Source organism: Vibrio sp. H11, from assembly GCF_004804295.1.
Taxonomy (GTDB): Bacteria; Pseudomonadota; Gammaproteobacteria; order Enterobacterales; family Vibrionaceae; genus Vibrio; species Vibrio ostreae.
Map to the genome: position 1 here is coordinate 315,696 of NZ_SSHN01000003.1, position 25,641 is coordinate 341,336.

Consider the following 25,641-nt stretch of genomic DNA (forward strand, 5'->3'; position numbering starts at 1 on the left):
GTTTGATTCATGCTAAAAAGGGAACAGGCTGCTGACGTCGGAGTCAATCAGTTGCTTGAGGATCAACAGCCCTTCTTGCAGCTTATCTTCACGGCTGACAGACATCAAAGAGAGGCGGATATGGCTGCTGTCGTCGCCGGACACATCAAAGTAACTGCCGCTGCTGACGATAACCTGCCGGTCTTTGGCCGCCATTACCAGACGGTCGGCACGCCAGTGCGCTGGCAGCGGCAGCCAGACATGGTAGCCGTTAAAGCGCTCTCCTACCTGAGGAAAAATATCGCGCAGCATCGCCTGACGCTCAAGCGCGGTGTCACGTTGCTGCTCTGCAAGACGGAAGGCTTCGCCGTGGTTAATTAAATGCGCTGCTGCCACGTAATTGATCGGTGAAGAGAGCCAGGTGTAGGTGCGAATGTGTGCGTTGAGTGTGTGGATCAGGCTGGCGGGCGCCTTGATAAAACCACAGCGCATCGCGGGGCTGATCGCTTTGGAGAGCGAACTGATATGGACAGCACGCTCGGGAATAAAATTGCTGATCGCCGGGATTGGGTGCGGATTGAGAAAGGCATAGATGTCGTCCTCCACCAGCCAGATGTTCCTCTGTTCAATCACCCGGGCAATCTCACGCCGGCGCTGCTCCGGCATGGTCACACCGGTCGGGTTTTGGTGTGAGGGGACAACGATAGCCAGGCTGACCTTGTGCTCGGCAATGATTCTGTCCAGTTGCTGCGGGATCACACCTTCGTGATCCATCGGCAGGCTGACCACGTGCCGACCGGACAGGTTGGCGGCAGTCATGATTCCCGGGTAGGTGAGTTCTTCAACTGCAATGGTGTCACCTGGTTTCGTCAGGGTGTTGATCAGCAGGAACAACGCGTGCTGCGCGCCGTTGGTCAATACCGTATTTTCCTGGTGACCGCCCTCAAGGCCATAATGTCTGGCCCATTCCACACCGGCCTGACGATGTGCAGCATGACCGGAATGTTCGGTATAGCCAATCAGATCGGCGGTCAATTGAGCCGCGGCGTGCTGATAGGCGTGTTGCAGAGGCTGAACATTCTTATATAAGCAGGGCTGCAGAATAGAGAAGTTGTATTCATGCTCATCGTCCGGAGCCTGAATGACCTGATTCAATTCCGACTGGCGGCTGACATAGGTGCCCCGGCCGACGAATGATTCAAGGCGTCCTTTATCAGCCAGTAATTTATAGGCTTTCGCGACCGTAGCCGGTGTGGTGTTCAGTTCTTCTGACAAGGCGCGATGAGTAGGCAGCTTAGTATTGAATGCATAAATACCTTGCTCGATCCGCTGTTCAATGATCTGGGCTATGTTATGGAATTTTGTATCACTCACCTGGCTCTCCTCACTCAATATTCGCCTCATTATAAACCATGACTTAACTTAATGTGACTTGGTATTTTCCAACTAATTTAATTTTTTAAATTGACATATGTTAATGTGAGGTTTAAGTTAGTTCAAAAGTCAGGGTATCAGTGGTTTGGATTGTCGTTATCGTTGGTATTTTACGATAAGTATCTGAATTCATATTAGATTTGACAATCAGCTGGCCAGTTTAGGTCGGGATTGAGCGTTGGAAGGTACAGTGTCCTGGCTACTCTGGCTACTTAGTTTAATTTGCAATTGACATAGGTTGAGTGCCTGGTTATAGGGCAAAGTGGGATATCACAAGGAGCGGAGATGAAAAGAGCAGCATTTATCGGATTGGGCGTCATGGGAGCGCCGATGGCAGGGCATCTGGCTTTGCGTGGGTTCGAGACCTGTGTTTATAACCGTAATGAGCACAAGGCGATCAACTGGCTGGAGTGTTACCCGGGGCGGCATGCCGTAACGCCTTCTCTGGCAGCCCAGGGCGCGGATGTGGTGCTGGTGTGCGTCGGCAATGATGACGATGTGCGCAGTGTGGTGTACGGACCATCAGGAGTGTTAGGCGCAATGCGGCCTGGCTCGACTTTGATTGATCACACCACCACGTCGGCCGAACTGGCGCAGGAACTCGCCCGGGCCTGCAGCAAGCAGGGGGTACATTTTATTGATGCGCCGGTGTCCGGTGGTCAGGTCGGTGCAGAGCAGGGCGCTTTGACGGTGATGTGCGGCGGTGAGGAAGCCGTGTTTACAGCGATGAAGCCGGTGTTTGATTGTTATGCCCGCCAAGCCACTTTGCTGGGGGAGCATGGGCAGGGCCAGCGCTGCAAAATGGTCAATCAGATTTGCATCGCCGGTGTACTGAAAGGGCTGAGTGAGGCGCTGCTGGTGGCCGATGCTGCAGGGCTGGATATCGGCCAGGTCGTCGAGGTTCTCAAACAGGGGGCCGCCGGCTCGTGGCAACTGGAAAATCGCGCTTTAACCATGAGTCAGCAGCGCTTCGACTTTGGTTTTGCTATCGACTGGATGCGCAAAGACCTGGCGATTTGTCTGGCAGAGGCGGAGCGTCATCAGTTAACACTGCCGCTCACCGCCGAAGTGGATCGTCAGTATCAGATCTTACAGCAACAGGGATTAGGCCGGATGGATACCTCGGTATTGATCAAAGCCTGTCTGTAAAAAATAATATTAAGGATAAGAGCATGATGGATTGGCTGGGTAGTGATATTACGTTTTGGATGTTAGTGGCTCTGATGGCGGCAGCGTTTGCGGCTGGATTCATCGATAGTGTGGCCGGCGGCGGCGGACTGGTACTGGTGCCGGCCTTTATTTTAGCCGGTCTGCCCGCGCAGGTAGCGCTCGGACAGGAAAAGATAGTCAGTACTATTGGTACGCTGGCCGCGATCAGAAATTTTGTGCGCAATAAAAGAGTGGTCTGGATGGCGGTGGCGGCGGGGATCCCGGCCGGATTGCTGGGGGCGTACGCCGGCGCTCAGGCCATACTCTATTTTGAACCGGACACGGTCGGCAAAATTATTCTGGCGCTGTTACCTGTCGGGATTGCATTGTCTTTTGTACCAAAAAAAGAGCGGGCCAATGAGGTCAGTGCACCCGTTAATAGAGCGGTCCTTTTGGTTGGTGTGCCGTTAACTGTGTTGGTGATTGGCTTTTATGACGGCTTTTTTGGCCCCGGTACCGGCAGTTTTTTGATCATCGCGCTGCACTATTTGCTTAAATTTGATCTTGTGGCAGCGTCGGCGACGTCCAAATTATTTAATTTTGCGTCTAATCTTGGGGCATTGATTGCTTTTATGCTGGCCGGTCATGTGCTGTATGCGCTGGCGTTGCCGCTGGTGGTGATGAATCTGCTTGGGAACCATGCAGGCAGTTCTTCCGCGCTCAAGTATGGCCCGAAGTTAATCCAGCGCACCATTTCGTTGTCGCTCAGCCTGTTGATGCTCTCATTAGGTTACAAATTCTTGTTGGCTTGAGCATCGCAGCCCCGGATGGCGTGTGAATGTCCGCGACGCGCGATGATTTCATTGCTTGTTCTCTTACAGTTTCACGCCAGACGTTGTACAGTACGGAGATAGTCTCCGCACTGTATGGCGGTGCGGTTGATGATTGATTGATAACAGAAACAAGAGCCCCACAACATGTCACAACCGAATATCAAATTTATTGCCACCGATATGGATGGCACTCTGCTGGATGAAAACGGCCAGCTTGATGCGGAGTTTTTTGCCCTGCACCAGCAACTGGCTGAGCGCGGAATTTTGTTCGCGGCTGCTTCCGGACGTCAGTATTACAGCCTGCTCGACACTTTTGCTGATATTCAGGATCAGATCATGTTTATTGCTGAAAATGGCACCCTGGTGATGTACAAGGGTGAAGAGTTACACAGCAGTACCATAAAGAAAGCCGATATTGAGCAGATCATTCAACAGGCGCGTCAGATTGAGGATGCACATGTTGTGTTATGCGGTAAGCGTTCGGCCTACATTGAGACGACAGAGCGTGAGGCTTTGCAGGAAATTGAAAAATATTATCACCGTTGTGAGTCGGTGACGGATTTACTGGCGGTCGATGATGATTTCATCAAAGTGGCTATCTGTCATTTTGGCGGCACCGAGCAGCACGTATACCCGGTAATCAATCAGGCGTTTGGCGCCAGCCATAAAGTGGTGGTGAGTGCGAAAATCTGGTTGGATGTGATGCATGCTTCGGCTTCAAAAGGCACCGCTATTACTCAACTGCAGCAGTCACTCGGCTTTAGCGAACAGCAAACCATGAGCTTTGGCGACTACTTTAACGACGTCGAAATGCTGGAGGCCAGTTATTACTCTTTTGCGGTTGAGAATGCCCATCAAGAGATCAAAGCTCTGGCCCGTTTCCGTGCCCCAAGTAACCGTGATAAAGGTGTGCTGCAGGTACTGAAAGCGCTGTTAAACGGTGAAGAGCGCCTGTTTGAACAACAGAGTTGAGGTTTGACCAGGCCTGCTAAGGTTTAATGAACACGCTATGTTGTTTGAGCATCGCCATGCTATTCAATCAGTTCTGACAGAAGGCGGGTACCGGTGAAGGTATCCGCTTTTTTACTTTTGTCTGCTTTCAACTGCGCGTTATTGTTGCCATTCGTGCGCTTCCCGTGCCGCACGCGCCTCAGCCAGAGTACAGCCTGTCTGCTGAACCAGCTCCGCCAGGGTAATACCCGGAGATGTCCGGATTAATTCAACCAGCCGGTTTGGCCTCGTCTGCCGCTGGTAAGCCTCGATACTGACAGTTAATTTCTGGGTGACAAACCGAATCGCTTCAGCGTCCGGGCTGGCATGGAGCTCGCGTAGCAGTGCTGCTAGCTGTTCTCCCTGACCGCTCAGTTGCCAGTGACGTGAACGGCGGACTCGTTTGAGCTCACACTGCTGCGCCAGCGCCAGTTGTTTAAGTACCTGGGTATGTAACCGGCCAATGCGATGAATCAACGATGGCAGGGCAATCGTCAGCACTTCGTTTGCCTTATCTGGCAGGGGATTATCTTGCAGTTTGGTGCGGGATTTGGGCATGGGCAGTCATGGGGGCTGTGGTGGTAAAAGTGGCGACTCAAGGTACAAGTCAAAAACCATTTATAGACAAGTCACAATTCAGAACAAAGAATAACGTTACCAAGCCTGGGAGCAACAATCTATTGGCCAGGTGCTCAGTGAGAATGCTCTATGCATGGCAGTCCGGGCATAGAGCATTCAAAGGATTGTGGTTGATGCGGCGGATTATAGCTCTTGGCAGGCTATAGCTCTTAGTCGACTAAAGCTCTTGGTAGACTAAAGCTTCTGGCCCAGATCAATCGCGGCTTGCAGTTCCTGACGCGCCTGCTGCTGACTGATTGGCGAAACACGTTTTTCGACATCCATTAACAGAAATGACGTGGTATTATTTTTGTTGTCCTGCACGCCTTGCTCAACCACGACTAGGTTGGCGTACACTTTTTCCAGTACACAGGCCCCGATAGCGGCTGTACCATCCGGCATATCACCGTTCGAAACGCGCTGCGCGGCGACTGCAGTGCCTTCCGGCACGGACAGTTCTTTCACCCCCAGACTCTGTTTCCAGCTCTTGATCTGTTTGAGCGCCGCCGGATGGGAGGCTATTAGCGTAATCGGGTGTTTGGACGCCACATCAGCACGGTTCATTAATACGCACATTTCAATCGGTGTGGTAATGAAGGCTTTGACGTCCACCAGTTTGTATTGCTGTAACGCTTCGACCGTCGCCTGAACCAGGTGTCCATCGATGGTTGAGTTTTCAACTGCGCTGAAAGCAAGAGAATTGTGCAGATCAGCCTGCATAAAAGTGTTGAGCGGTGTACCGGAAAAGTCGACATCCGCTTTTAAACTGGGTTGTTGCTTAAACAGTTTGCTGATCGCTGCATCGTTAAAGCTGCCTTTGGATGCCTGTACGTAGATATGATCACTGCTGGCAGCAAATGTTCCCGATGCGAATAATGCTGTTCCTGCCAACAGTATGGTAGCCAATCGTTTCACGACAATTTTCCTTATTATGGTGTTAAACCACTAGCTTATTATTTAATCCCGGTAACGAGAAGCCTCCGGCGAAGGTTTTTTTACAAAGCCCGATCTGGCTTCACATAAGCCTGTCGCTTCGCAGACGGATGTGTTAAAAAGTGCAGGATTTTGAATAAATATTTGGTTTGTTGGTATGGAATTGCAAAATATAGCAGTCAATCTTCGTCTTCTATGCAGTTATGTAGGTAATGTCACTGAGTGCAGTCGTAAAATCGGCATCAACCGGCAGCAGTTTTCCAAATACCTCAACGGCTACAGTCAGCCTTCGATGCAGAGTTTGCGTAAAATCTGCGATTACTTTGGTGTCGACAGTGATGAAATTTATCTTGAGCCGGAGTTATTCAAAAAGCTGTTATCAACCCAGCCGATCACTCACCAACCTCTGCGCCTGGTGGATGATTCGCCGCAGAGCCAGCGCTATAGCCGGCAATTACAAGGCATGATAGAACATTCCGCTCAGGGGCTGGAGCGTTATCTCGGCGATTATTATTACTACTATATGACCCCGTCTTATCCCGGACATATCAGCAAAAGTTTTGCCCGCCTGACAATGAAAAATGGCATTGGCTATTCGCATTTCTACGAACGGGTCGAATCCGGCCAGGCGATGCAGGAGCATTGTGATATCGGTAAATTTGTTGGTGTCCTGTTTCTGCTGGGCGAACGTCTGCAGATCGTGGATTACAGCGTGCATTGTCAGCGTGCGGTTTCCCAGACGATTCTGTATGGCGCAACCCGCGGCAATGTCCATCTGCTCTCTGGATTGACCATGGGGATTCAGGGGCGCAACTCACGTATTCCGTTCACTTCGCGGGTCGTTTTTGAAAAGTTAAGCAGTGAGCAGCCACTGAAACAAAAATTGCGCGGAGTCAGCCTGGAGCGGATCGATGATAACAACCTATCACCTGCGGTTTTATCGCGCTTGACCGCCTGTGGCAGTCTCGATGACCCGCATATTTTTACTGCGGCAGAAAACTATTGAAGGGATTGGGCAAGCTGTTGCCTCAGAGCTCTCGATAAAAGTTTTATGACCAAAAGGTTCTGTTTACAGCAGCTTGCTTTAACCGGTTAAGGTGCCAGCAGATAGCCGCTGCGGATCACTTTCTCTCCGGCCACATTACCAACCAGCATACCGGCCGTTGCCATGCGACGATTGGTGCGTGAGTAGACTCTTCCTGCCTGGCTGACCCGGATTGGTTCGACTTTATCGCTGACCGGGTCAATCACTTCGGCAAACAGGTCGCCGGCCTGCAGCCAGTCACCCGGCTGCGCATGCAGTACCAATAATCCACCCATCGGTGTCGTCAGAGTCTCAACAGCAGCTAAATCGCTGCTTGGCGCCGTACCCTCCGGCATCATGGTATCGCCGCTGATGATATCCAGGGTGTGCAGGTACTGGATGATAGCATTGGCGTCTTTTTCGGCGTATGTGTCATTCACATCAGCCTGGCCGCGCAGCTCAATGGTAGCGCCGAGACAGCCCTGAGGGATCCGTTCGCCGAATTCAGCCTGCAGACGCTGCCAGATCATATCCACGCTGCAGTCAAACGGGCTGCCACCGGTCTCATTCGCCAGCATATTGACTTGTGAATCCAGAGCCCGCGCCAGCGGTTCGATACCCGGCCACGAATAATAGGTACTGTAGGTGTGCAGCATTGCTTCAAAATCACAATGCAGATCGAGCATCACATCCGCATCATGGCTCAGCAGTTGCAGCGCCTGATGATGTGACTGATATTCGGTTGTGACGGTCTGAGCAAGCAGCGCTGTTCTCATCGCGGCGCGAATCAGCTGCTTGTTATGCTGGGTATCGTCACTGAGCTGGTCTGCGATTGCCGCGCGCACGTCACTGTAGGTATCGTAATAATTGCGATTAAAGTTAGCACCATTTTCCAGCTCATAACGGCCAAGGTGAATATCCATGATGTGCTGGTTTTGCCCAATCGGGTTGGCAACCGGCACTAATACCACTTCTCCCAACAGCAAACCATGCTGTTCGAGCTCGAGTAATTGCTGTTTCAGTTTCCAACTGACCAGCATGCCGGGTAATTCGTCAGCGTGCAGAGAGGACTGAATATAGACTTTCTTGCCGGCATCTTGTGGCCCGAAATGAAAGCTGTCTATGCAGCGCTGAGTGCCGGGAACCGGAGCGATTAAAGGGGTCTGAATATGTTTCATAGTGAGCCTGTAGGGTAAAGCCAATGACACAAGGTCACGCGGTCAATAAAACAAAGACAGCCGTGGCTGCCTTTTCATTATGAAATCGACACTCATGTTATCGACGGTCATTTGATGAGTATCGGTAAAATGGGTTAGCGATGATAAAGCTGCAGGTCACCAAAGTATTGGCGCTGGATACGGTCATAAGTACCATTGGCATGGATTTTTTCCAGACCTTCGTTGAGCTGCTGAGTCAGCTTGCGGTCGTTTTTACGCACTGCAATCGCGGTATCGGCCGGCAGCAGTTCGTCTTCAATCTGCAAGTTGGTAAAGCTCGCCTTGTTGCCACGATCAATAAAGTTAAACTGAGCCTGGATCATATCCTGAAAAGAGGCATCGATACGGCCGCTGAGCAGATCGGCATAGACCTGGTCCTGATCCTGGTAGGTCTTGACCTGGATACCATGCTGCTCAAAACGCTGTCGTACAAACTCTTCCTGCATTGAGCCCATCTGAACGCCGACCACCTTGCCCTGTAGCGATTGTGGATTGGCGGCCAGTCCTTCTTCACTGCGGCTTAGCATCGAAGAGTAGCCACTCCACACGACGTTGGTGAAATTCACCTGGCGGCTACGCTGCTCGGTAACCCCTAAAGAAGAGAACACGGCATCAATTTTACGTGCTTTCAGGCTGACGATCAGGCCATCAAAATTCGAAGGTACCCATTGGCATGTTCTGTTGATTTCAGCACAAATTGCGTTACCAAGATCAATTTCGAAACCGGTCAGAGAGCCGTCCGGATTGGTGGACTCAAACGGAGGAAAGGTGGCATCGACGCCGATACGCAGCGGCGGACCACCAGCTTGTGTGGTGGCCGCAAACAGGGTCGAGCAAAGCAGAATAAGGGAACTGATGTGTCTCATGATTTCTTCCGTGATGAAAAAGGCATTAAAAAGTGTCTGATCACTGTATCGGTCACGGTGTGGGAAGTCTACGTCAGGCGGACTGCCGTGCGCTGCATAACGATGCTTAGGAGCATCAACTCGCATCACCTGAGTATAAGCCTTGCCATGGCAAGCGATATTTCCCCCGCGCGATGAATTGTCTCTATCCGGGATGTGGTTGACACGGAATTTGTGGCAGACTAGAGGTTATTCATTGGTTATCAGTTACACGGTGCTAAGTGACGGCAATGCCAGACAGTCAAGATCGCATTCAACAGCTCGAGCTTCGGGTCGAAGAGCTTACCCGGCAGAATGAACGTTTACAGGAAAAACTCAACGCGGCGTTGGATGGTACCGGGCTCTGTTTGTGGGAGCAGCAAGTTCCAACCGGACAGCTGCGTATTTTCAATATGGAGTGGGGCCAGATGCTCGGCTTTCAGCCCAATGAGCTGGAAGCGAATATTGAGACCTGGAAAAGCAAACTGCATCCGGATGATTATGACCTGGCGGTCGGAGCGTTTGAGGACCATCTCTACGGACGCACGGATACCTACCAGGTGGTGCACCGTATGCTGCACAAAGACGGCAGCCACAGCTGGGTTTCCGATCGCGGGCGGATTGTCGAGTATGCGGAAGATGGTTCGCCGCTGCGGATCATGGGCACTCACATCGATATCACCAATGAAAAACGCTATGAACTGGAACTGTCGCGTTTGGCCAGTCAGGATCCGCTGACGGGGCTGTTGAACCGCAATGCACTGCTGGATGAGTTTGAACAGCTGTGCGGCCTAGCTCAATCCGGACCTTGGTCACTGGTGTTTATCGACCTGGATAATTTTAAGGCCGTTAACGATCATCTCGGACATAAGGCCGGGGATAGTGTGCTGATGGTGGTGTCACAATGGCTGACCCGCTGCGCGCCTGAACATTCTGTGGTGGCGCGTCTCGGCGGCGATGAGTTTGTGCTGCTGTGTCCGGCGCAGGATGAGGCTGCGCTTAATCAGTGTACCGATCAACTGCTGACGCTGGTCAGTCAGCCGATTCGTCTGGAAAACGGTGCGGCGCAAATTGGTTTTAGTATCGGTATTTGCGAGTTTAGTGCCGGACAGTACAGCTTTGAGCAACTGTATGAGCTGGCTGATCGTGCCATGTATGCAGTGAAAAAATCCGGTAAGAACGGAGTGCAGCGTATTGACGCTACCGAGAAAGGCAATCGCCCGTAACGATGAATAATTAACCGTTAACCATTAACCAGTACGGGCGATAGAGTGCTGAGGATAAAGAGACTTACCTTAGCCTGTGCATCAGTGCTGTAACCATTGTGCCAGTTCTTTAGCGTAGTACGTCACAATCACGCTGGCACCCGCACGCTTAAAACCGACCATGGTCTCCAGTACGGCGCGCTGCTCTTCAATCAAACCAGCCTGCGCGGCATTTTTCAGCATCGCGTACTCGCCGCTGACCTGATACACCGCCAACGGCAGGCGAGTGTTATCGCTCAGTGATTTCAGCACATCCAGATAGGGTGTACCTGGTTTGACCATCAGGATATCGGCACCTTCGTCTTCATCCAGCGCCGCTTCGAGCAGAGCCTGACGACCATTGTGCGGATCGGCCTGATAGGTGTTGCGATCGCCTTCCAGTTCACAATCCACCGCAGAGCGGAACGGGCCGTAAAACGCCGAGGCAAACTTAATTGCGTGCGCCATGATGCTCACGGTCGGATAACCGGCAGCGTCCAGGCCCTGGCGAATTGCGCCCACCTGGCCGTCCATCATCGCGGAAGGTGCCAGCATATCAGCGCCGGCTTTCGCCGCGGCAACAGACTGCTTGACCAGGTTAGTCACGGTCAGATCGTTATCGACATAGCCGTCGTGCACTACGCCGCAATGGCCGTGCGTGGTGTATTCACAAAAACAGATGTCCGGGATAACAATCATATCCGGACAGGCTTCCTTAATCGTGCGAATCATCCGGGTCAGCAGGCCATTGTTATGCCAGGTATCTGAGCCGCATTCATCTTTATGTTTAGATATGCCAAACGGCATCACGTAACGAATACCCAGTTGGTATAACTCGTTAACTTCACGTGCGATATCAGATTCCGGAATACGATTGACGCCCGGCAGTGAAGGAATGGCAACTGGAGCTTCGATGCCCTCTTCAATAAAAATTGGCTGAATAAAATCACTGACCGAAAGCTGAGTTTCCTGCACCATCTGGCGGATATGAGTGTGAGCTCTTAAACGACGCGGGCGCTTTACGGGCGCAACAAGAGATGGGTTTTCCATTCGGGACACCTTACTGATAATTCTGTGCTTGCCGGTATGGCTGGGCCGATGTCCGTATTCAGCGCCTGGGGAATGGGTCTTCATGACGCCTGAGTCTCGGCAAGCAGCTAAGTTGAGCGCTGTGACTCCATCATGGCGCGTTCGGAAATGAATTGGTAGCTTTATATCAAAATCAAATAATTGCTTGGTTACTATCAGAACAGTTAATTAATTTCCGCGGCTATGTCGTTAACCGCCGTCCCGACGTCGTGCCGGGAATACCGAGGGTAAGATTTCCTACTTAGAGTGAAAGTTGAGGATTCATTTTGAGAAGGAAATCAACAATGTTACTTGAAAAGAGATCAATGTTACTTGAAAAAAGACCAACGTCAGTTAAACAGAGATCAACAACGCTACTTAAAAAGCTGACCGCGGCAGCGATGTTATCGGCTTTATCTATGGCAGTGACGCCACTGGCGAATGCCCAGGTTAAACTCGATTTTTCCAATGAGTACAACGCACAATCTATTCACGCCCAGGGTGATCTGTACTTTATCAATCAGGTCAAGGAACTGACCAAAGATGAAGTCAATATCACTTTGCATACTGGCGGTTCGCTCGGCTTTAAATCCGTTGACCACTTTTACGCGGTTTCTGACGGAGCGGTGCCGCTGGCGGATACACTGGCAGGCAGCATGGCCGGTATTGACCCCATTTTCCTGCTTTCTTCATTGCCGTTTGTGGTTAAGAGCGAGGATGACGCAGAAAAGTTGTATCGGATTGCTAAGCCATACTATGAGCAAGTGTTTGCCGACAATAATGAAATCCTGTTGTATGCCTCTCCTTGGCCGGCGAGTGGTATCTGGTCCAAGCATGCAGTCAACAGTGAACGTACTTTAAAAGGCCTGAAAATCCGCACTTACGACAAGAATGGTACGCTGACGTTTAAAACCGCTGGTGCAGCACCGGTTAATCTGTCTTGGGCCGATGTGGTACCGCAATTGTCGACTGGCGGGATCGAAGCGGTACTGACTTCGGCTGATGCAGGCGCAAGTGGCCGCTTCTGGGAAAATCTCAACTCTTACAGTGCGATTCAGTATGCGATTCCACTCAATATGGTGCACATGAATCGTGATGAATTTGATGCTCTGAGCGATGAGCAGCAGCAGGCGATCATGCAGGCGGCGCGTAACACCGACCAACATAACTGGCAAACAGTCCGTACTCGCGTCCAGAACAATTATGCTGAATTACGTGCCAACAATGTCACTATTCTTGAAGAGCTGCCGGCTGATTTTATTTTGCAACTGCAGCAGGCGGCTCAACCGGCCTTGAAAGATTGGCTGGAAGAGACAGGTGAGCGCGGCAAAACCATCATGGACAAGTTTGCGCAGAGCAAATAGGGACGCCGATGAAGACACTAATCCGTTTATCTCATGCGCTGAACCGACTGTGCGGAGGAATGGCCATTGCGCTGATCCTGTACATGTTCGTGCATATTATTGTTGAGATCGGCTTGCGCTTTTTTGGTATGTCGACTTTTGTTCTGGACGAGTTTGTCGGCTATGCCGTTGCGGCTTCGACTTTCTTTGCTTTGGGTTACAGCCTGGAGCGGGATGGTCTGATCCGGGTCAATGTGGTACTGGACCGAATTGCTGAATCGAAGCGCTGGATACTGGATTTGTTCGCCTCGCTTCTGGCCAGCGCTTTCTTTCTCTGGGTCGGCTATTATTGGTGGCTAACCGTAGCGCGTAGTTTTGTGCGCGGTACTACCAGTCAGTCGCTGGCAGAAACACCGTTGTGGATCCCGCAGGGAATGGTGCTGATCGGGATGGGCATGTTGTGCCTGACTCTGATCGTGCGGATTGCCGCCCTGATCTGTTATCAGCAGGCTCCGAAACCTGCTGCGCAAGGAGCCTGATATGGACATGTTATTTATTGCGCTTGGTGTGCTGGCGCTGCTGTTTGTGGTGCTCGGCAGCGGTATCTGGGTATTCGCCGGTCTGGCGGTCGTGTCATTTGGATCCTTGGTGTTGTTTGGCGATATGTCACCACAGCGGGTCGGCAGTATCCTGAGCCGGATTCTCTTTCGTGCCGGTAACTCCTGGGAATTAGCGGCGATCCCGCTGTTTATTCTGATGGGTGAACTGATTTTCCGCTCGGATATTTCCGATCGTCTGTTTAAAGGCCTGGAGCCCTGGACCCGCTTGATCCCGGGAGGCATTTTGCATACCAATGTGTTTGGTTGTGCCATGTTTGCCGCGGTCAGTGGTTCCAGCTCGGCGACAACAGCCACGATTGGTAAAATCACCACCACCGAGCTGCAAAAGCGTGGCTACGATCGCCAGCTGTCGATCGGCTCTCTGGCCGGTGCCGGTAGCCTGGGATTACTGATCCCGCCTTCGATTGTAATGATCGTGTACGGTATTCAGGCCGAAGTCTCGATCAGTAAGCTGTTTATGGCGGGTATTCTGCCTGGCATTCTGATTGCCATGCTCTATTCCGGTTATCTGATGCTGCGCACCTGGATGTCACCAGAACTAGTGCCGCAGGATCAGAGTAGTGATATTACGAAGCTGCAGAGTGTAGGTTACCTGGCACCGGTACTGCTGCTGATCTTCGTGGTACTGGGGGCGATCTATACTGGGATTGCAACGCCATCGGAGGCTGCTGCGGTCGGCGTACTGGCGACCTTGATTTTGCTGGTCTTCGAGCGCCAGCTCAATGTCGCGATGCTGAAAGAGGCGCTGATTTCGACCGTGCAAAGCTCGACCATGGTGTGCAGTATCATGGTGAGCGCCGCGCTGCTTTCTACTGCGATGGGCTATCTGCATCTGCCGTCTGAACTGGCCAAATGGATTGCCTCCATCGATCTGACACCGGTTTTGCTGCTGTGCGCATTGGCGCTGTTCTACATCATTCTGGGCCTGTTTCTGGACGGGATCTCGATTACGGTGATGAGCCTGCCAATTACGCTGCCAATCATTGAACAGGCCGGTTTTGATCCGCTCTGGTTCGGGGTCTTTCTGGTTATCATGGTCGAGCTGGGCCAGATCACGCCGCCGGTGGGCTTTAACCTGTTTGTATTGCAAGGTTTGACCGGAGAGAAGATCGGCCGTATCGCACGGGCTTCTCTGCCGTTCTTTGTGCTGATGTGTCTGGCGGCGGCTATTCTGTGTGCCGTCCCGCAACTGGCGCTCTGGCTGCCTAGTCTGGCCTGATGCAGGAGCGTTGACGGTTCCGTCCCCGTAACTCAAAGCGATAACCGGCTCCGTCAGGAGCCGGTTTTTTATCTCATTGACATGACGTTAGGTGTTCTGCCCCCTGTCAATGCACGGTGACATTCAGTTGCTCAGCCAGTTTGCTTATATCCAGCGTAATCAACCACAAGATAGGTTTATGTGTTGGGTACCGCAGCGCCGGCAGGCTGAAAATAGCCTCATGATGGTAACGTGGAAATGATTGTGCTGCAGGCCATATGCTCGGTGCCGGGCCTGAGGCTGGTTCAGTGATGTGCAACTGCACGGTTGGATAAGAGTTCATACACACCTCCTTAAAAAGAGGGTGCAGACGTACCCTCAAGTTAACAAACTGCGTGGGCGAAAGCAGCGTTGCCGCTGGCCACTTACCCATATATGTAAGGTCGTTGTTGCTGACTTCAAGAGGCCGGTGTGGATTTAATTTACTCTTGCAGTAACCAAAATGCCCTGCAGCTGCAGGGCATTTGACAACATGCGCTAATAAAAGAGGTCGTTACAGCATCACCAGGCTGGCGGTGCCAAGGAAAGCGAAGAAACCCACCACATCCGTGACTGTGGTCAGAATCACCGATCCTGCCAATGCCGGATCGAGCTTCAGTCTATCCAGAATAATAGGGATCAGCACACCAAACAGTGCCGCGGTAATGATATTGACCACGATCGCCAGCGAAATGGTGTAGCCAATCATAGGTGACTGAAACCAGAGCCCGGCGACACCGCCGATGATCAGTGCCCACACTACGCCGTTAATGGCGCCGATGCCCAGTTCGTTTTTCATCAGTGCAATGCGGTTACCTGTCGTGACCTGATTGAGTGCCATGGCTCGTACCATCAGAGTCAGGGTCTGACTGCCGGCGATACCGCCCATTGATGCGACAATCGGCATTAACACTGCCAGGGCTACGACCTGGGAAATGACATCTTCAAACAGGCCAATTGTGACCGAGGCCAGAATAGCGGTCAGCAGGTTGATACCGAGCCAGACACCACGGCGTTTGGAACTGCGCACGACCGGAGCAAACAGGTCATCGCCTTCATCCATACCGGTACCCGCCATCAGGCGCGCTTCGTACAATTCACGTTGCGTACTGAGGGCAAACTGCCAGTCAACCGCACCCACCAGAGTATCATCGTCACTGACCACCGGCACCATGGGCAGGTCAGCATGCTCCAGCGCTTCGACGGCATCGGACAGGGATTGACGAGCGTTGATCAGGACCAGTTCATCCTTTTTCAGCTCTTTGATCGGTGTGCTGCGCTCGGCTTGCAGAATATCACTGTAGGCCACCACTCCACGGAATTTACGCGCTTTGGTAATCAGATAAATGTATTGCGGTGATTCCAGATGGTATTTATCGATCAGGGCCAGAGCTCGGGTTACGCTGATCCCAAACGGCAGGGTAAACAGCTTTCTGTCTGCCCAGTGGCCGATTTCGTCATCTTCAAATTCATTGGCCTGATCATACAACTCAAGCTCGTCACGGCTGATAAGACGCAGTGCTTCCGAGACGATCTCATCCGGCAGAGAGTCTTCCCATTCGATCAGTGACAAGTTGTCCAGATTGGCCAGAGTCAGTTTCAGCTCGGCTTCGGACAGGGCTTTGATAACAGAAACCCGCACGTCGGCACGCATTTCGGTCAGCACATCGATGTGCATCTCCATCGGCAGGCTACGCCATAAACGTACCCGGTCATCGACCGGAAACGCTTCCAGAATCAGTGCCAGTGAGCCTTCATCCAGTCCGTTTTCGACCATTTCCCCAAGCAGAGCCACTTGATGCTGATCGTCGTCAGCCTGGGCCAGGGTTTGAATTTGTTGTGACAGATCCTGGTACTCGCTCAACGTTTCACTCCATTCGGTAATTGCTTTTTGTCTGCTTTCTTGAGCGCTTTTTCCGGTGCTTTGCTCAGCACAATCACGGGGCGAACAATAAACAGATTATTCGGGTAAAGGATGCGGTTGCCATCAACGGTATCGAGTACGACATTGAGGAAGGTCATATCGACAATTCGGCCCTCAACATGATTAGCGCCATCGACTACGCGGACCCACAGGCCAATCCGGCAATGATTTTGAATAAACAGCGCCAGGAACGAGGTGACATTGCTCAGCAGCGACCAACTGGCGAACAGGCCGACGCCCAATAAGGCAAACAGAGATGAGCCCACCACCAGCAAGCCGCGTAGCTCAATCCCCCACATCATCATTAAGGTCAGTAGCAAGGTGATCAGCATGGCTGCTTTGATCAGCCAGCGCGCGCGCTTGATGCGATGAACGTCATGACGATCGCTCACGGTGCTTTCAAACAGGCGCAGCAGCACCTTGGCAATTTTAGGGTAAATGAGCAGAGCAACAATGGTGATCCACCATTGGTAATAGTCTTGTAATAAAGCGATGTAATCCATAGTGGCAACGCACACAGAAGTTTGCTTCAAAATAACTGAATTACAGGGAATTACAAATTGAATTATCCCCTTAACCGGGGATGTGCTGTTTTATTGGCCGAAGTACAAATAAAACGGCGTCATGACGGTGCGCAAGATTAGTTGAGCCTTACGGAAGTTTGAGCGGCTCTGCATCTTCATTCTCTATGGTGAGTAATAAAGCGTCGGGAGTGATTTCCGGCGCATTCATCATCCGTGCTAAACGCTGCAGCGAAGAAAGAATCAGGGTCTGCTCCCATTTGTCCAAGGCACGAAACTGGTGCACAAAGTCATCCTGCAGCATTTGCGGCGCGGCTGAAAGAATCTTCTCTCCTTCTGACGTGAGATGGGCGTGCACCTTACGTTTATCGGTGGTATCGCGTTCCCGTTTCACCAGTTCACGTTTTTCCAGTCGATCCAGAATGCTGGTGGCTGTTGCCTGACTCATGTTGGTCGCGCCAGACAACTGACGTATGGTCATGCTCGGTTCGGCTTTGATTGCTCTCATCAACAGCAGTTGCGGGCTGGTCAGTCCAAAGTCTTTGTTGAGTTTTTTGGAGTGCAGATCAATAGCGCGTATGATTTGTCGTATCGCGACTAATACTTCCTCGTGGATATCCAAGTTATCCTCCATCAAGTCTTATTGGCGTTCTCCGTCCTATCGCTCTGAAGAGAAAACTGCCTGACTTGTCGTTATCATTATAATAGTTGGGTACTGAATTGTTATTTGGCACGCAATATCGGCGTGGTGCGAAATATATGTTTGGGGCTGAAATGCCCGCTTATCACTGAGTTACCTGAGTTATCTGAATTAACTGAATTAACTGAATAGTGATAAGCGTCTGATGTTCATGACCGGGCAGGCTAATCTCCCCTGACGGTAGTGAGCTCGATTAGCCCGCCGGTGGCTATCACTTCACCTTTGCCTGGTGGTGATTACATCGCGGCCTGTTTAGCGCTTTCAATCCATGAATTGAACAGTTTCTGGTGCGCTTTAATCCAGCCATCGGCATGCGCTTCAATATCCTGCTCGGAATTATGACCCTGACTCATCATCATGTTTTCAGCACTGACATCATTGATGTTGAGTTTCATCACTTCGAACAGTTTCGCTGCGGCCGGGTTGTTGTCAGCAAACTGCTTGTTGGCGACGATTTTCATCGAGTTCATCTGGAAGCCGTAATTTTTGCCATTCGGCAGTGTGGTATCTACGTCGCTGCGATCGCCAGGCAGAGCAGAGAAGGGCACTTCCAGCCACACAACATCTTTACCCGGAACCAGCACACCACTTACCCAATACGGAGTCCAGGTGTAGTAGAAGATTGAATCGCCTTTTTTATAGCGCGAGATGGTATCGGCTATGATTGCGGCATAGTTACCCTGATTGTGAGTGACAGTGTCACGCAGGCCAAAAGCATCCATCTGATGTTCTATTACACCTTCACAGCCCCAGCCCGGAGTACAACCGGTTAAATCCGCTTTGCCGTCATCGTTGGCGTCAAACAGCTTGGCGATTTTCGGATCTTTGAGCTGTTCAATATTGGTGATGTGGTACTTGTCTGCGGTTTTTTTATCAATCAGATACCCTTGTGCAGCGCCAGAAATATACTCGCCTTTACGATAAAATTTAGCGTCACCGCCGGCTGCCTGATATTTGTCTTTGTGCAGCGGCGCCCAGTTAACCGCCAGATAGGTGGCATCGCCTTCGCTGATCGAGGTGTAACCGACGTTGTAATCCACTTCTTTGGTTGGTAGTACGGTGTAACCTAGTGCTTCCATCGCTTTATTAACGATCAGCGTCTGGAACGTTTCTTCAGCCACTGTCGACTGAACCGGTTGCACTGTAATACCCTCACCAGGCAACTTGGCAAAGGCCGGGGCTGCGAGTGTTGTACCGGCCACAAATCCTGTGGTGAGTATTGTCTTCCATGCTAACTTCATTTCTGTTCTCCTAGCGTGTTTTTACCTTCTGTGTGAATCAGTTTCTGTTTCAGGTGGTATACCAGTGAGGCCGGGCCTTTCTGGTACCAATGGGTCTTCTTGTCACGGCTGTTTGCGCCTATGGACTGAGTAATCCGGTCAAGAAGAATCGCCAGAATGACGATACCCAGACCACCGACTGCGGCTAAGCCCATGTCGAGACGGCCAATACCACGCAGCACCATCTGACCTAAACCGCCGACCGCAATCATGGATGCGATCACGACCATGGACAGCGACAGCATCAGCGTCTGGTTGACGCCGGCCATAATGGTTGGCATCGCCAGCGGTAACTGAATGCGATACAACATCTGTTTCGGACTGGCGCCAAAGGCGTGACCGGCTTCAATCAGCTCCTCAGGTACCTGCTGGATACCCAAGATAGTCAGACGCACGATAGGCGGCAGGGCGAAGATAATCGTCACCACCACGCCCGGCACGTTACCGATACCAAACAGCATTACAATCGGCACCAGATAGACGAAGGCGGGCGTGGTCTGCATCGCGTCCAGCACCGGCCGGATAATTTTGCCTGCGGTCTCACTGCGTGCCAGCCAGATACCCAGCGGCAGCCCGATCAGCAGGCAGAAGAACACTGAGGTCATCACCAGTGCCAGTGTGACCATGGCTTCATCCCAGGCGCCGATCAGGCCGACGACCAGTAATGAGCAGAACGTCGCGATGCCCATTCTTGAACCAGCCAGTTGCCAGGTGATCAGAAACAGAATCAGCAGCATGACCGGAGCAGGGGTGGATACCAATGCGGTTTGAAATGAGGTCAGTATTAAGTCTATCGGGATGCGAATCGCCTGAAATACGGGGCGTCCGTGGGTCACGAGCCAGTCAAGAGCAGTTTCAACCCAGCTGTCAAAGGGCAGAATCGCGTCTTTGAATGGATGTAGCCAGTCAAAAGGCGTGGCATCAGGAGTGGCGGTATTAAGCCAGTCTGCCCCTGAAGATGTGGCATTGCCAGCCCAGGGATCGCTGTTTGATGACGCAGCCTGATTCGCGGCGCCCCAGGGAACGGCGGCTTGTGCAGCCGAAGTTATCGTTTCCGTCGTCATGATTATTCCCTATCTAAAGTTTGCAGTAAGCGGCTTTTGGTGATCACACCATAGTAATGACCTTGGGCATCGACGACTGGCACTGAGTAAGGCACTTCGGCGACCTGGCCGATCAGATCGCCCACAGAGACGTCCGGGTCAATAGTGATGGTGTCATCCAGCAGGGCACTGCTGAGAGAGCGTTGCTCGCGTTTGGCGGCTTTGAGAGAATCGAGGGAAACGATCCCGGTGTACTTATTGCTGCGATCGACCACGATGCCGTATTCGCGATCGTTGTCCATCAGCAGTTGCATTGCCGCCGCAGGACCATCGTTATCGTGTTTTTTGAACATCGCAGCCGGCTTTTTGCGCGCGATGTCTTTGGCACAGAAGACGCTGGCGACATTTACGCCGCGGAAGAAAGAACTGACATAATCATTAGCCGGATGATGCAGGATTTCATCGGGTGTTCCGACCTGGACCACAACCCCGTCTTGCATGATGGCGATGCGGTCACCGATGCGCATCGCTTCATCCAGGTCATGAGAAATAAAGACAATGGTACGTTTATCGTCATTCTGCAGTCGAATCAGTTCGTCCTGCATTTCGGTTCGGATTAACGGGTCGAGAGCAGAAAAAGCTTCGTCCATCAGCAGGATGTCCGGGTCATTGGTCAGTGCACGTGCCAGCCCGACCCGTTGCTTCATCCCGCCTGACAATTCATCGGGGTATGAATCGCAATAAGCCTCCAAGCCTACTCGTTGCAGAGCGGCTTTGGCGGCAGTGTGGCGTTGCTGCTCGGCAACACCAGCCAGCTCCAGACCGAAGGCGGCATTTTCAATCACTGTCATATGCGGCATTAGCGCAAAGTTCTGGAACACCATGGAAATGTTTTGACGCCGAACTTTTCTCAGTTCGTTATCCGAGATCTGGGCAATGTCTTTACCCTTGAGCAATACACTGCCACGGGTGGGTTCAATCAGGCGGTTCAGCAAGCGGACCAGGGTCGATTTACCGGAACCGGACAACCCCATAATGACAAAAATCTCACCCTCATTGATCGAGAGAGACACGTCCTTAACCCCCACAGTAAGGCCGGTTTGCTCGAAAATCTCATCTTTGTTGAGCCCCTTATCGATCAGGGCGAATGCCTCTTGCGGTGTCTCTCCAAACACCTTATAGAGGTTGTTAACTTCTAGCATGGTTGACATCATTTACATCCTTTGTTGTCGTCAAAAATTAGCGACGATAAATTGTAAATATGTATAGTACACTAAACATTAACTTCGCAGTTATCAAGTTGTTAAAGAGAGAAAGATGTTGCGATCTTTACTTATTTCTATGATTTATAAGAAAAATTAAATTTTCAAAAAACTTACAGTTAATTTGAGTTAGAATGTTTTGTATTAGTAGAATAATCGGGTAACACACCGACAAAATACAGCATTCAATCTGCTTTCCACTGACAGGAAATGCATCATTTAAGGAGCGCTACGTGCATAAAATTTGGCTAATAATCAGCTGTTTGGCTATGTTGTTCACTTTCGGAGTCTCAGCCGAAGAGGCCGAAGAAGCCGCGCAGGACACAGCACAACAACAGGCGCCGGCTTACTCAGAATCAGCATTGCTGGATCGGCCACTGATGGAACGTTACATTCTTGATGAATTGAAATCTTTGCGTCAGGACCAGCAGGATCTCGAGCGCAGGGTGATCACCCAAATTACCGATCGTGAGTTGACGGTGGCGGATAAATCGATGAACTACGCCAATGTTACCGTGACTTATTTCTTCTATATCATCGCCGGAGTTGCATCGCTGGTGGCGTTAGTCGGCTGGCAGTCGTTACGGGAAGTGAAACATAACACCCGTGAAATGGCGGATAAGCGTCTCAACAAAATTGCCATGGAATATGAGAAGAAGTTCGTGGCACTGGAGCGGGATTTGAAGCGTAAAACCCGGATGCTGTCGGAGAATAACCGTGAAATCGAAATTATTAACGAGATACACAACCTGTGGCTGCGAGCGCAGAACGCGCAGACCGCTGACCAGCGCATCGAAGTGTACGATGAAATTCTTAAAATCCGCCCTGGTGATTTGGAAGCATTAACCTACAAAGCCGATGCTGCGATGGAGATTAAAGAGTACCACTGGGCAATGAGCCTGTGTAACCGAGTGCTCGAACTGGATGAAAATAATGGTCCGGCCCTGTACCAGCGTGCCTGTGCTTATGCGCGTTTGGGGGCAGAAGAACAAGCGATGGAAGACATGACCCGCGCGCTGGAAACCACCCCTTCGCTGCGCGAACTGATCGCTGATGAAGCAGATTTTGAGTCCCTGTATGGCAATAAAAAGTTTGATGCGTTAGTCAAAGCAACTCAAGCGGATTAAATATATACAAGCAATTGAATAATAGTCACAATTACTTTATGCATTAACTTAGCGCGCTCCCGGAGCGCGCTTTTCTTTTCCACTCTCATCTGACAAGGCTTCATCTTGATCTATTCTTTGATAGGGCACCGGGCAAATTTGTTGATTACTCATTAATTTGCAAAGTTATGCGCTATAACCAAAGCTTGTCCTGACGACAAATTATTATCATTAGACACCTAGGGTGTTTTGCCTGATAAAGCGCGTGACATTTAGGGTGTCGGGTGTGGCTTTATCGCAAAGCCACAGACAAATTCTCTTGATATTGTGAGACTTGATGTGGAGCAACAATCCAAATTAGACAGCGTTCGAGCTGATTACAACGTTCATTACTGGAGCCAGGGTTTTTTTGGCATTGACGACCATGGAGAAGTGTATGTTTCGCCCCGTAAAGACGGAGCTCACCCCACTCAGTTGAGTTCTATTGTAAAGCAACTCGAAGCGCGTAATTTGAATTTGCCGGTATTGGTGCGTTTTCCGCAAATCCTGCATCAGCGTGTGCACAACATTTGTGATGCGTTTAACCAGGCGATTGAAGAGTACGATTACCCGAACAAATACCTGTTGGTTTACCCGATTAAAGTGAACCAGCAAAAAGAAGTGGTGGATGAAATCCTCGCCAGCCAGGCAGAGCTGGAAACCAAGCAGCTCGGTCTGGAAGCAGGCAGTAAGCCCGAGCTTCTGGCGGTGTTGGCCATGGCACAGCAAGCCAGCTCTGTGATTGTATGTAACGGTTACAAAGACCGTGAGTACATGCGTTTGGCTCTGATCGGTGAAAAACTGGGCCACAAAGTGTTCATCGTGCTGGAGAAACTGTCTGAGCTGGATCTGGTTCTGAAAGAGGCCAAAAGTCTGGGTGTGAAACCACGCCTGGGCCTGCGTATTCGTCTTGCGTCTCAGGGAGCGGGTAAGTGGCAGTCGAGCGGTGGCGACAAATCTAAGTTTGGTCTGGCGGCGGCTCAGGTGCTGAGTGTGATTGACCGCCTGAAACAGGAACAGCAGTTAGACGCGCTGCAGTTAGTACATTTCCACCTCGGTTCGCAGATGGCGAATATTCGCGACGTGCGCAACGGTGTGAATGAATCGGCGCGTTTCTACTGCGAGCTGCGTGAGCTGGGTGCACAGATCCAGTACTTTGATGTGGGGGGCGGTTTGGCGGTGGATTATGACGGCACCCGCAGCCAGTCATCGAACTCGATGAACTACGGTTTGCTGGAATACGCCCGCAACATCGTTAACACAGTCGGTGATGTGTGTACTTTGTACAACCAGCCGATGCCAACCATTATCTCGGAATCCGGTCGTTCGGTAACGGCGCATCACGCTGTGCTGATTACTAACGTGATTGGTGCTGAGTCGTACCAGCCGGAAGCGATTGAAGCGCCGGAAGAGGACGCCCCGATCCTGCTGCAGAACATGTGGCGCAGTTGGGAAAACCTGAGCGAAGGCAGTGATGCCCGTGCTCTGATTGAGTTGTTTAACGACACGCAAAGTGACTTGTCCGAAGCGCACAGCCTGTTTGCAACCGGTGTGATCAATTTGCAGCACCGGGCATGGGTGGAGCAGCTGTCACTGCGTATTTACCATGAACTGCGCCAGAAAATGAGCACCAAAAACCGTTTCCACCGTCCAATCCTGGATGAACTGCAGAACCGGTTGGCGGATAAGTTCTTCGTCAACTTCTCGTTGTTCCAGTCGCTGCCGGATGCCTGGGGTATCGATCAGGTGTTTCCGGTCCTGCCTTTGTCAGGACTGGAAAACATGGCCGACCGTCGCGCGGTGATGCTGGACATTACCTGTGACTCGGACGGCGCTGTGGAACAGTACGTGGAAGGCCAGGGGATTGAAACGACTCTGCCGGTACCCGCCTGGAACCAAGATCAGCCATATCTGATGGGCTTTTTCCTGGTGGGGGCTTATCAGGAAATCCTGGGCGACATGCACAACCTGTTTGGTGATACACACAGTGTGGTGGTCAACATTACCGATCAGGGTGAGTCAGACATTACTTTCGTCAATGAAGGTGATACGGTCGAAGACATGATGCGTTACGTACATATTGATGTGGATGCGATTCGCACCAATTATCGTCAGCTGGTAAGCCAGCGAGTGGCGGCGCAGGAACAAGCGACTGTTTTGGCCGAACTGGAACAGGGCCTGAACGGTTATACTTATCTAGAGGATTTTTAAATGAATGATTTGTTTACTAAAACTGATTATTCACTCTACTCCAACGCGATGACGTTCGTGCGTCGTCCGTACCAGCGTGATCCGCTGGAAACAGACGCCGATATCGTCGTGCTGGGTGTACCGTTGGATATGGCAACGTCCGGCCGTCCCGGTGCGCGTATGGGGCCGGATGCCATTCGTCGCGCTTCGGTTAACCTGGCGTGGGAAGGCAAGAAATTCCCGTGGGATTTCAATCTGTTCAAGCGCATTAACGTAGTTGATGCCGGTGATTTGGTGTTTGATTGCGGTGACGCGGAGGATTTTACCTATCGTCTGGAAGCAGCCACCAATGAGATCCTGAAGAGCGGTAAAACCATGCTGGCTCTGGGCGGGGATCATTTTATTACCCTGCCGATTCTGCGTGCGTATGCCAAGCATCACGGCGAGATGGCGCTGATTCACTTCGACGCTCATACCGACACTTATGCCAATGGCAGCGCCTATGACCACGGCACCATGTTCTACCATGCGCCGAAGGAGGGATTGATTTCTCCGCGTCATTCAGTGCAGATCGGTATTCGTACAGAGTATAAGCAGGAAGGTCATGGCTTCAACGTGATCAATGCAATGCAGGCTAACGACATGGCGGTGGATGAAATTGTCGGTCAGATTAAACACATTATCGGTGATAAGCCGGTTTATCTGACGTTTGACATTGACTGCCTGGATCCGGCGTTCGCACCGGGTACTGGTACGCCGGTGTGCGGCGGCCTGAGTTCAGACAAAATTCTGAAAATCATCCGGGCGCTGAAAGGCATTAATCTGGTGGGTATGGATGTGGTTGAAGTATCTCCGCCATACGATCAGAGTGACTTGACGTCACTGGCCGGCGCAACCATCGCACTGGAACTGCTTTACGTGTGGGCATCCAATAAGTCCGACGACGAATAGTTGCAAAGAGCCAATCAAAACCGAGGTCTGTCCTCGGTTTTTTTACGCCCCC

General features: G+C 51.4%; 24 protein-coding genes. 11 read left to right on the plus strand and 13 right to left on the minus strand.

What is annotated here, in order from left to right; translation table 11 throughout:
- Positions 1 to 12 precede the first annotated feature (12 nt).
- Entirely contained in the window at positions 13 to 1,353 is a 1,341-nt protein-coding gene (locus E6C74_RS06375) for a PLP-dependent aminotransferase family protein (protein ID WP_136483853.1), read from the minus strand.
- 345 nt (positions 1,354 to 1,698) lie between these two features.
- Between E6C74_RS06375 and E6C74_RS06380 the strand changes: the two genes are divergently transcribed.
- The 3 genes from E6C74_RS06380 (at position 1,699) to E6C74_RS06390 (ending at position 4,367) form a co-directional block, all read left to right on the plus strand.
- Positions 1,699 to 2,562 (plus strand): NAD(P)-dependent oxidoreductase, encoded by an 864-nt coding sequence (locus E6C74_RS06380; RefSeq protein ID WP_136483854.1) that lies wholly within the window; start codon positions 1,699 to 1,701, stop codon positions 2,560 to 2,562.
- A gap of 26 nt (positions 2,563 to 2,588) precedes the next feature.
- On the plus strand, positions 2,589 to 3,374 hold the full coding sequence (locus tag E6C74_RS06385) for a TSUP family transporter (protein ID WP_136484008.1): 786 nt from the start codon (positions 2,589 to 2,591) through the stop codon (positions 3,372 to 3,374).
- Positions 3,375 to 3,539: 165 nt separating this feature from the next.
- Complete coding sequence (locus tag E6C74_RS06390) at positions 3,540 to 4,367, plus strand: Cof-type HAD-IIB family hydrolase (RefSeq protein WP_136483855.1); 828 nt, start codon at positions 3,540 to 3,542, stop codon at positions 4,365 to 4,367.
- 138 nt (positions 4,368 to 4,505) lie between these two features.
- On the opposite strand, the gene E6C74_RS06395 is transcribed toward E6C74_RS06390, so the two are convergent.
- Positions 4,506 to 4,943 carry a ribosome recycling factor family protein gene (locus E6C74_RS06395; protein WP_136483856.1) on the minus strand — a complete coding sequence of 146 codons (438 nt, stop codon included), beginning with the start codon at positions 4,941 to 4,943 and terminating at the stop codon, positions 4,506 to 4,508.
- A 255-nt stretch (positions 4,944 to 5,198) separates the two neighbouring features.
- On the minus strand, positions 5,199 to 5,918 hold the full coding sequence (locus E6C74_RS06400) for a prephenate dehydratase domain-containing protein (RefSeq protein ID WP_240798137.1): 720 nt from the start codon (positions 5,916 to 5,918) through the stop codon (positions 5,199 to 5,201).
- 175 nt (positions 5,919 to 6,093) lie between these two features.
- Here E6C74_RS06400 and E6C74_RS06405 point away from each other — a divergent pair, with 175 nt between their 5' ends.
- Complete coding sequence (locus E6C74_RS06405; protein ID WP_136483858.1) at positions 6,094 to 6,942, plus strand: helix-turn-helix transcriptional regulator; 849 nt, start codon at positions 6,094 to 6,096, stop codon at positions 6,940 to 6,942.
- Between the two features lie 86 nt (positions 6,943 to 7,028).
- On the opposite strand, the gene E6C74_RS06410 is transcribed toward E6C74_RS06405, so the two are convergent.
- Together E6C74_RS06410 and E6C74_RS06415 are read right to left on the minus strand one after the other, a co-directional pair.
- Positions 7,029 to 8,138: a succinylglutamate desuccinylase/aspartoacylase family protein gene (locus E6C74_RS06410; RefSeq protein ID WP_136483859.1), complete on the minus strand. Its 1,110-nt coding sequence runs from the start codon at positions 8,136 to 8,138 to the stop codon at positions 7,029 to 7,031.
- Positions 8,139 to 8,272: 134 nt separating this feature from the next.
- Positions 8,273 to 9,043, minus strand: coding sequence for a transporter substrate-binding domain-containing protein (locus E6C74_RS06415; protein ID WP_168796971.1), 771 nt, complete (start codon positions 9,041 to 9,043; stop codon positions 8,273 to 8,275).
- A gap of 269 nt (positions 9,044 to 9,312) precedes the next feature.
- Between E6C74_RS06415 and E6C74_RS06420 the strand changes: the two genes are divergently transcribed.
- Positions 9,313 to 10,287 (plus strand): sensor domain-containing diguanylate cyclase, encoded by a 975-nt coding sequence (locus E6C74_RS06420; RefSeq protein ID WP_136483861.1) that lies wholly within the window; start codon positions 9,313 to 9,315, stop codon positions 10,285 to 10,287.
- 81 nt (positions 10,288 to 10,368) lie between these two features.
- Here the strand turns inward: E6C74_RS06420 and hemB are convergent, their stop codons facing one another.
- Positions 10,369 to 11,355 carry a porphobilinogen synthase gene (gene hemB / locus E6C74_RS06425; protein WP_136483862.1) on the minus strand — a complete coding sequence of 329 codons (987 nt, stop codon included), beginning with the start codon at positions 11,353 to 11,355 and terminating at the stop codon, positions 10,369 to 10,371.
- A 344-nt stretch (positions 11,356 to 11,699) separates the two neighbouring features.
- On the opposite strand from hemB, the gene E6C74_RS06430 reads away from it, so the two are divergent.
- Genes E6C74_RS06430 through E6C74_RS06440 form a run of 3 tightly spaced genes read left to right on the plus strand, consistent with a single transcriptional unit; the run spans position 11,700 to position 14,555 of the window.
- Complete coding sequence (locus tag E6C74_RS06430; protein ID WP_136483863.1) at positions 11,700 to 12,737, plus strand: TRAP transporter substrate-binding protein; 1,038 nt, start codon at positions 11,700 to 11,702, stop codon at positions 12,735 to 12,737.
- 8 nt (positions 12,738 to 12,745) lie between these two features.
- On the plus strand, positions 12,746 to 13,255 hold the full coding sequence (locus E6C74_RS06435; protein ID WP_136483864.1) for a TRAP transporter small permease: 510 nt from the start codon (positions 12,746 to 12,748) through the stop codon (positions 13,253 to 13,255).
- Position 13,256: 1 nt separating this feature from the next.
- The gene (locus E6C74_RS06440; protein WP_136483865.1) at positions 13,257 to 14,555 is read left to right on the plus strand and encodes a TRAP transporter large permease subunit; all 1,299 of its coding nucleotides are present in this window, start codon (positions 13,257 to 13,259) and stop codon (positions 14,553 to 14,555) included.
- Between the two features lie 106 nt (positions 14,556 to 14,661).
- Here the strand turns inward: E6C74_RS06440 and E6C74_RS06445 are convergent, their stop codons facing one another.
- The 7 genes from E6C74_RS06445 to proV form a co-directional block, all read right to left on the minus strand.
- Positions 14,662 to 14,877: a hypothetical protein gene (locus E6C74_RS06445; protein ID WP_136483866.1), complete on the minus strand. Its 216-nt coding sequence runs from the start codon at positions 14,875 to 14,877 to the stop codon at positions 14,662 to 14,664.
- 210 nt (positions 14,878 to 15,087) lie between these two features.
- Positions 15,088 to 16,437 (minus strand): magnesium transporter, encoded by a 1,350-nt coding sequence (locus tag E6C74_RS06450; protein WP_136483867.1) that lies wholly within the window; start codon positions 16,435 to 16,437, stop codon positions 15,088 to 15,090.
- Entirely contained in the window at positions 16,434 to 17,000 is a 567-nt protein-coding gene (locus E6C74_RS06455; protein WP_136483868.1) for a mechanosensitive ion channel family protein, read from the minus strand. The genes E6C74_RS06450 and E6C74_RS06455 overlap by 4 nt, the downstream gene beginning before the upstream one ends.
- Before the next feature lie 148 nt (positions 17,001 to 17,148).
- Positions 17,149 to 17,640 (minus strand): MarR family transcriptional regulator, encoded by a 492-nt coding sequence (locus E6C74_RS06460; protein ID WP_136483869.1) that lies wholly within the window; start codon positions 17,638 to 17,640, stop codon positions 17,149 to 17,151.
- Positions 17,641 to 17,954: 314 nt separating this feature from the next.
- Entirely contained in the window at positions 17,955 to 18,959 is a 1,005-nt protein-coding gene (gene proX, locus E6C74_RS06465) for a glycine betaine/L-proline ABC transporter substrate-binding protein ProX (RefSeq protein WP_136483870.1), read from the minus strand.
- Complete coding sequence (gene proW / locus E6C74_RS06470; protein ID WP_136483871.1) at positions 18,956 to 20,062, minus strand: glycine betaine/L-proline ABC transporter permease ProW; 1,107 nt, start codon at positions 20,060 to 20,062, stop codon at positions 18,956 to 18,958. Before proW ends, proX begins: the two co-directional genes overlap by 4 nt.
- Positions 20,063 to 20,064: 2 nt before the next feature.
- Entirely contained in the window at positions 20,065 to 21,252 is a 1,188-nt protein-coding gene (gene proV, locus E6C74_RS06475) for a glycine betaine/L-proline ABC transporter ATP-binding protein ProV (protein WP_136484009.1), read from the minus strand.
- Between the two features lie 320 nt (positions 21,253 to 21,572).
- Here proV and E6C74_RS06480 point away from each other — a divergent pair, with 320 nt between their 5' ends.
- The 3 genes from E6C74_RS06480 to speB all read left to right on the plus strand — a co-directional run bounded on the left by E6C74_RS06480 (position 21,573) and on the right by speB (position 25,589).
- Positions 21,573 to 22,430, plus strand: a complete 858-nt coding sequence (locus E6C74_RS06480; protein ID WP_136483872.1) for a hypothetical protein — start codon at positions 21,573 to 21,575, stop codon at positions 22,428 to 22,430.
- A gap of 318 nt (positions 22,431 to 22,748) precedes the next feature.
- Complete coding sequence (speA, locus tag E6C74_RS06485; RefSeq protein WP_168796972.1) at positions 22,749 to 24,659, plus strand: arginine decarboxylase; 1,911 nt, start codon at positions 22,749 to 22,751, stop codon at positions 24,657 to 24,659.
- Complete coding sequence (speB, locus tag E6C74_RS06490; RefSeq protein ID WP_136483874.1) at positions 24,660 to 25,589, plus strand: agmatinase; 930 nt, start codon at positions 24,660 to 24,662, stop codon at positions 25,587 to 25,589.
- Positions 25,590 to 25,641: the final 52 nt, after the last annotated feature.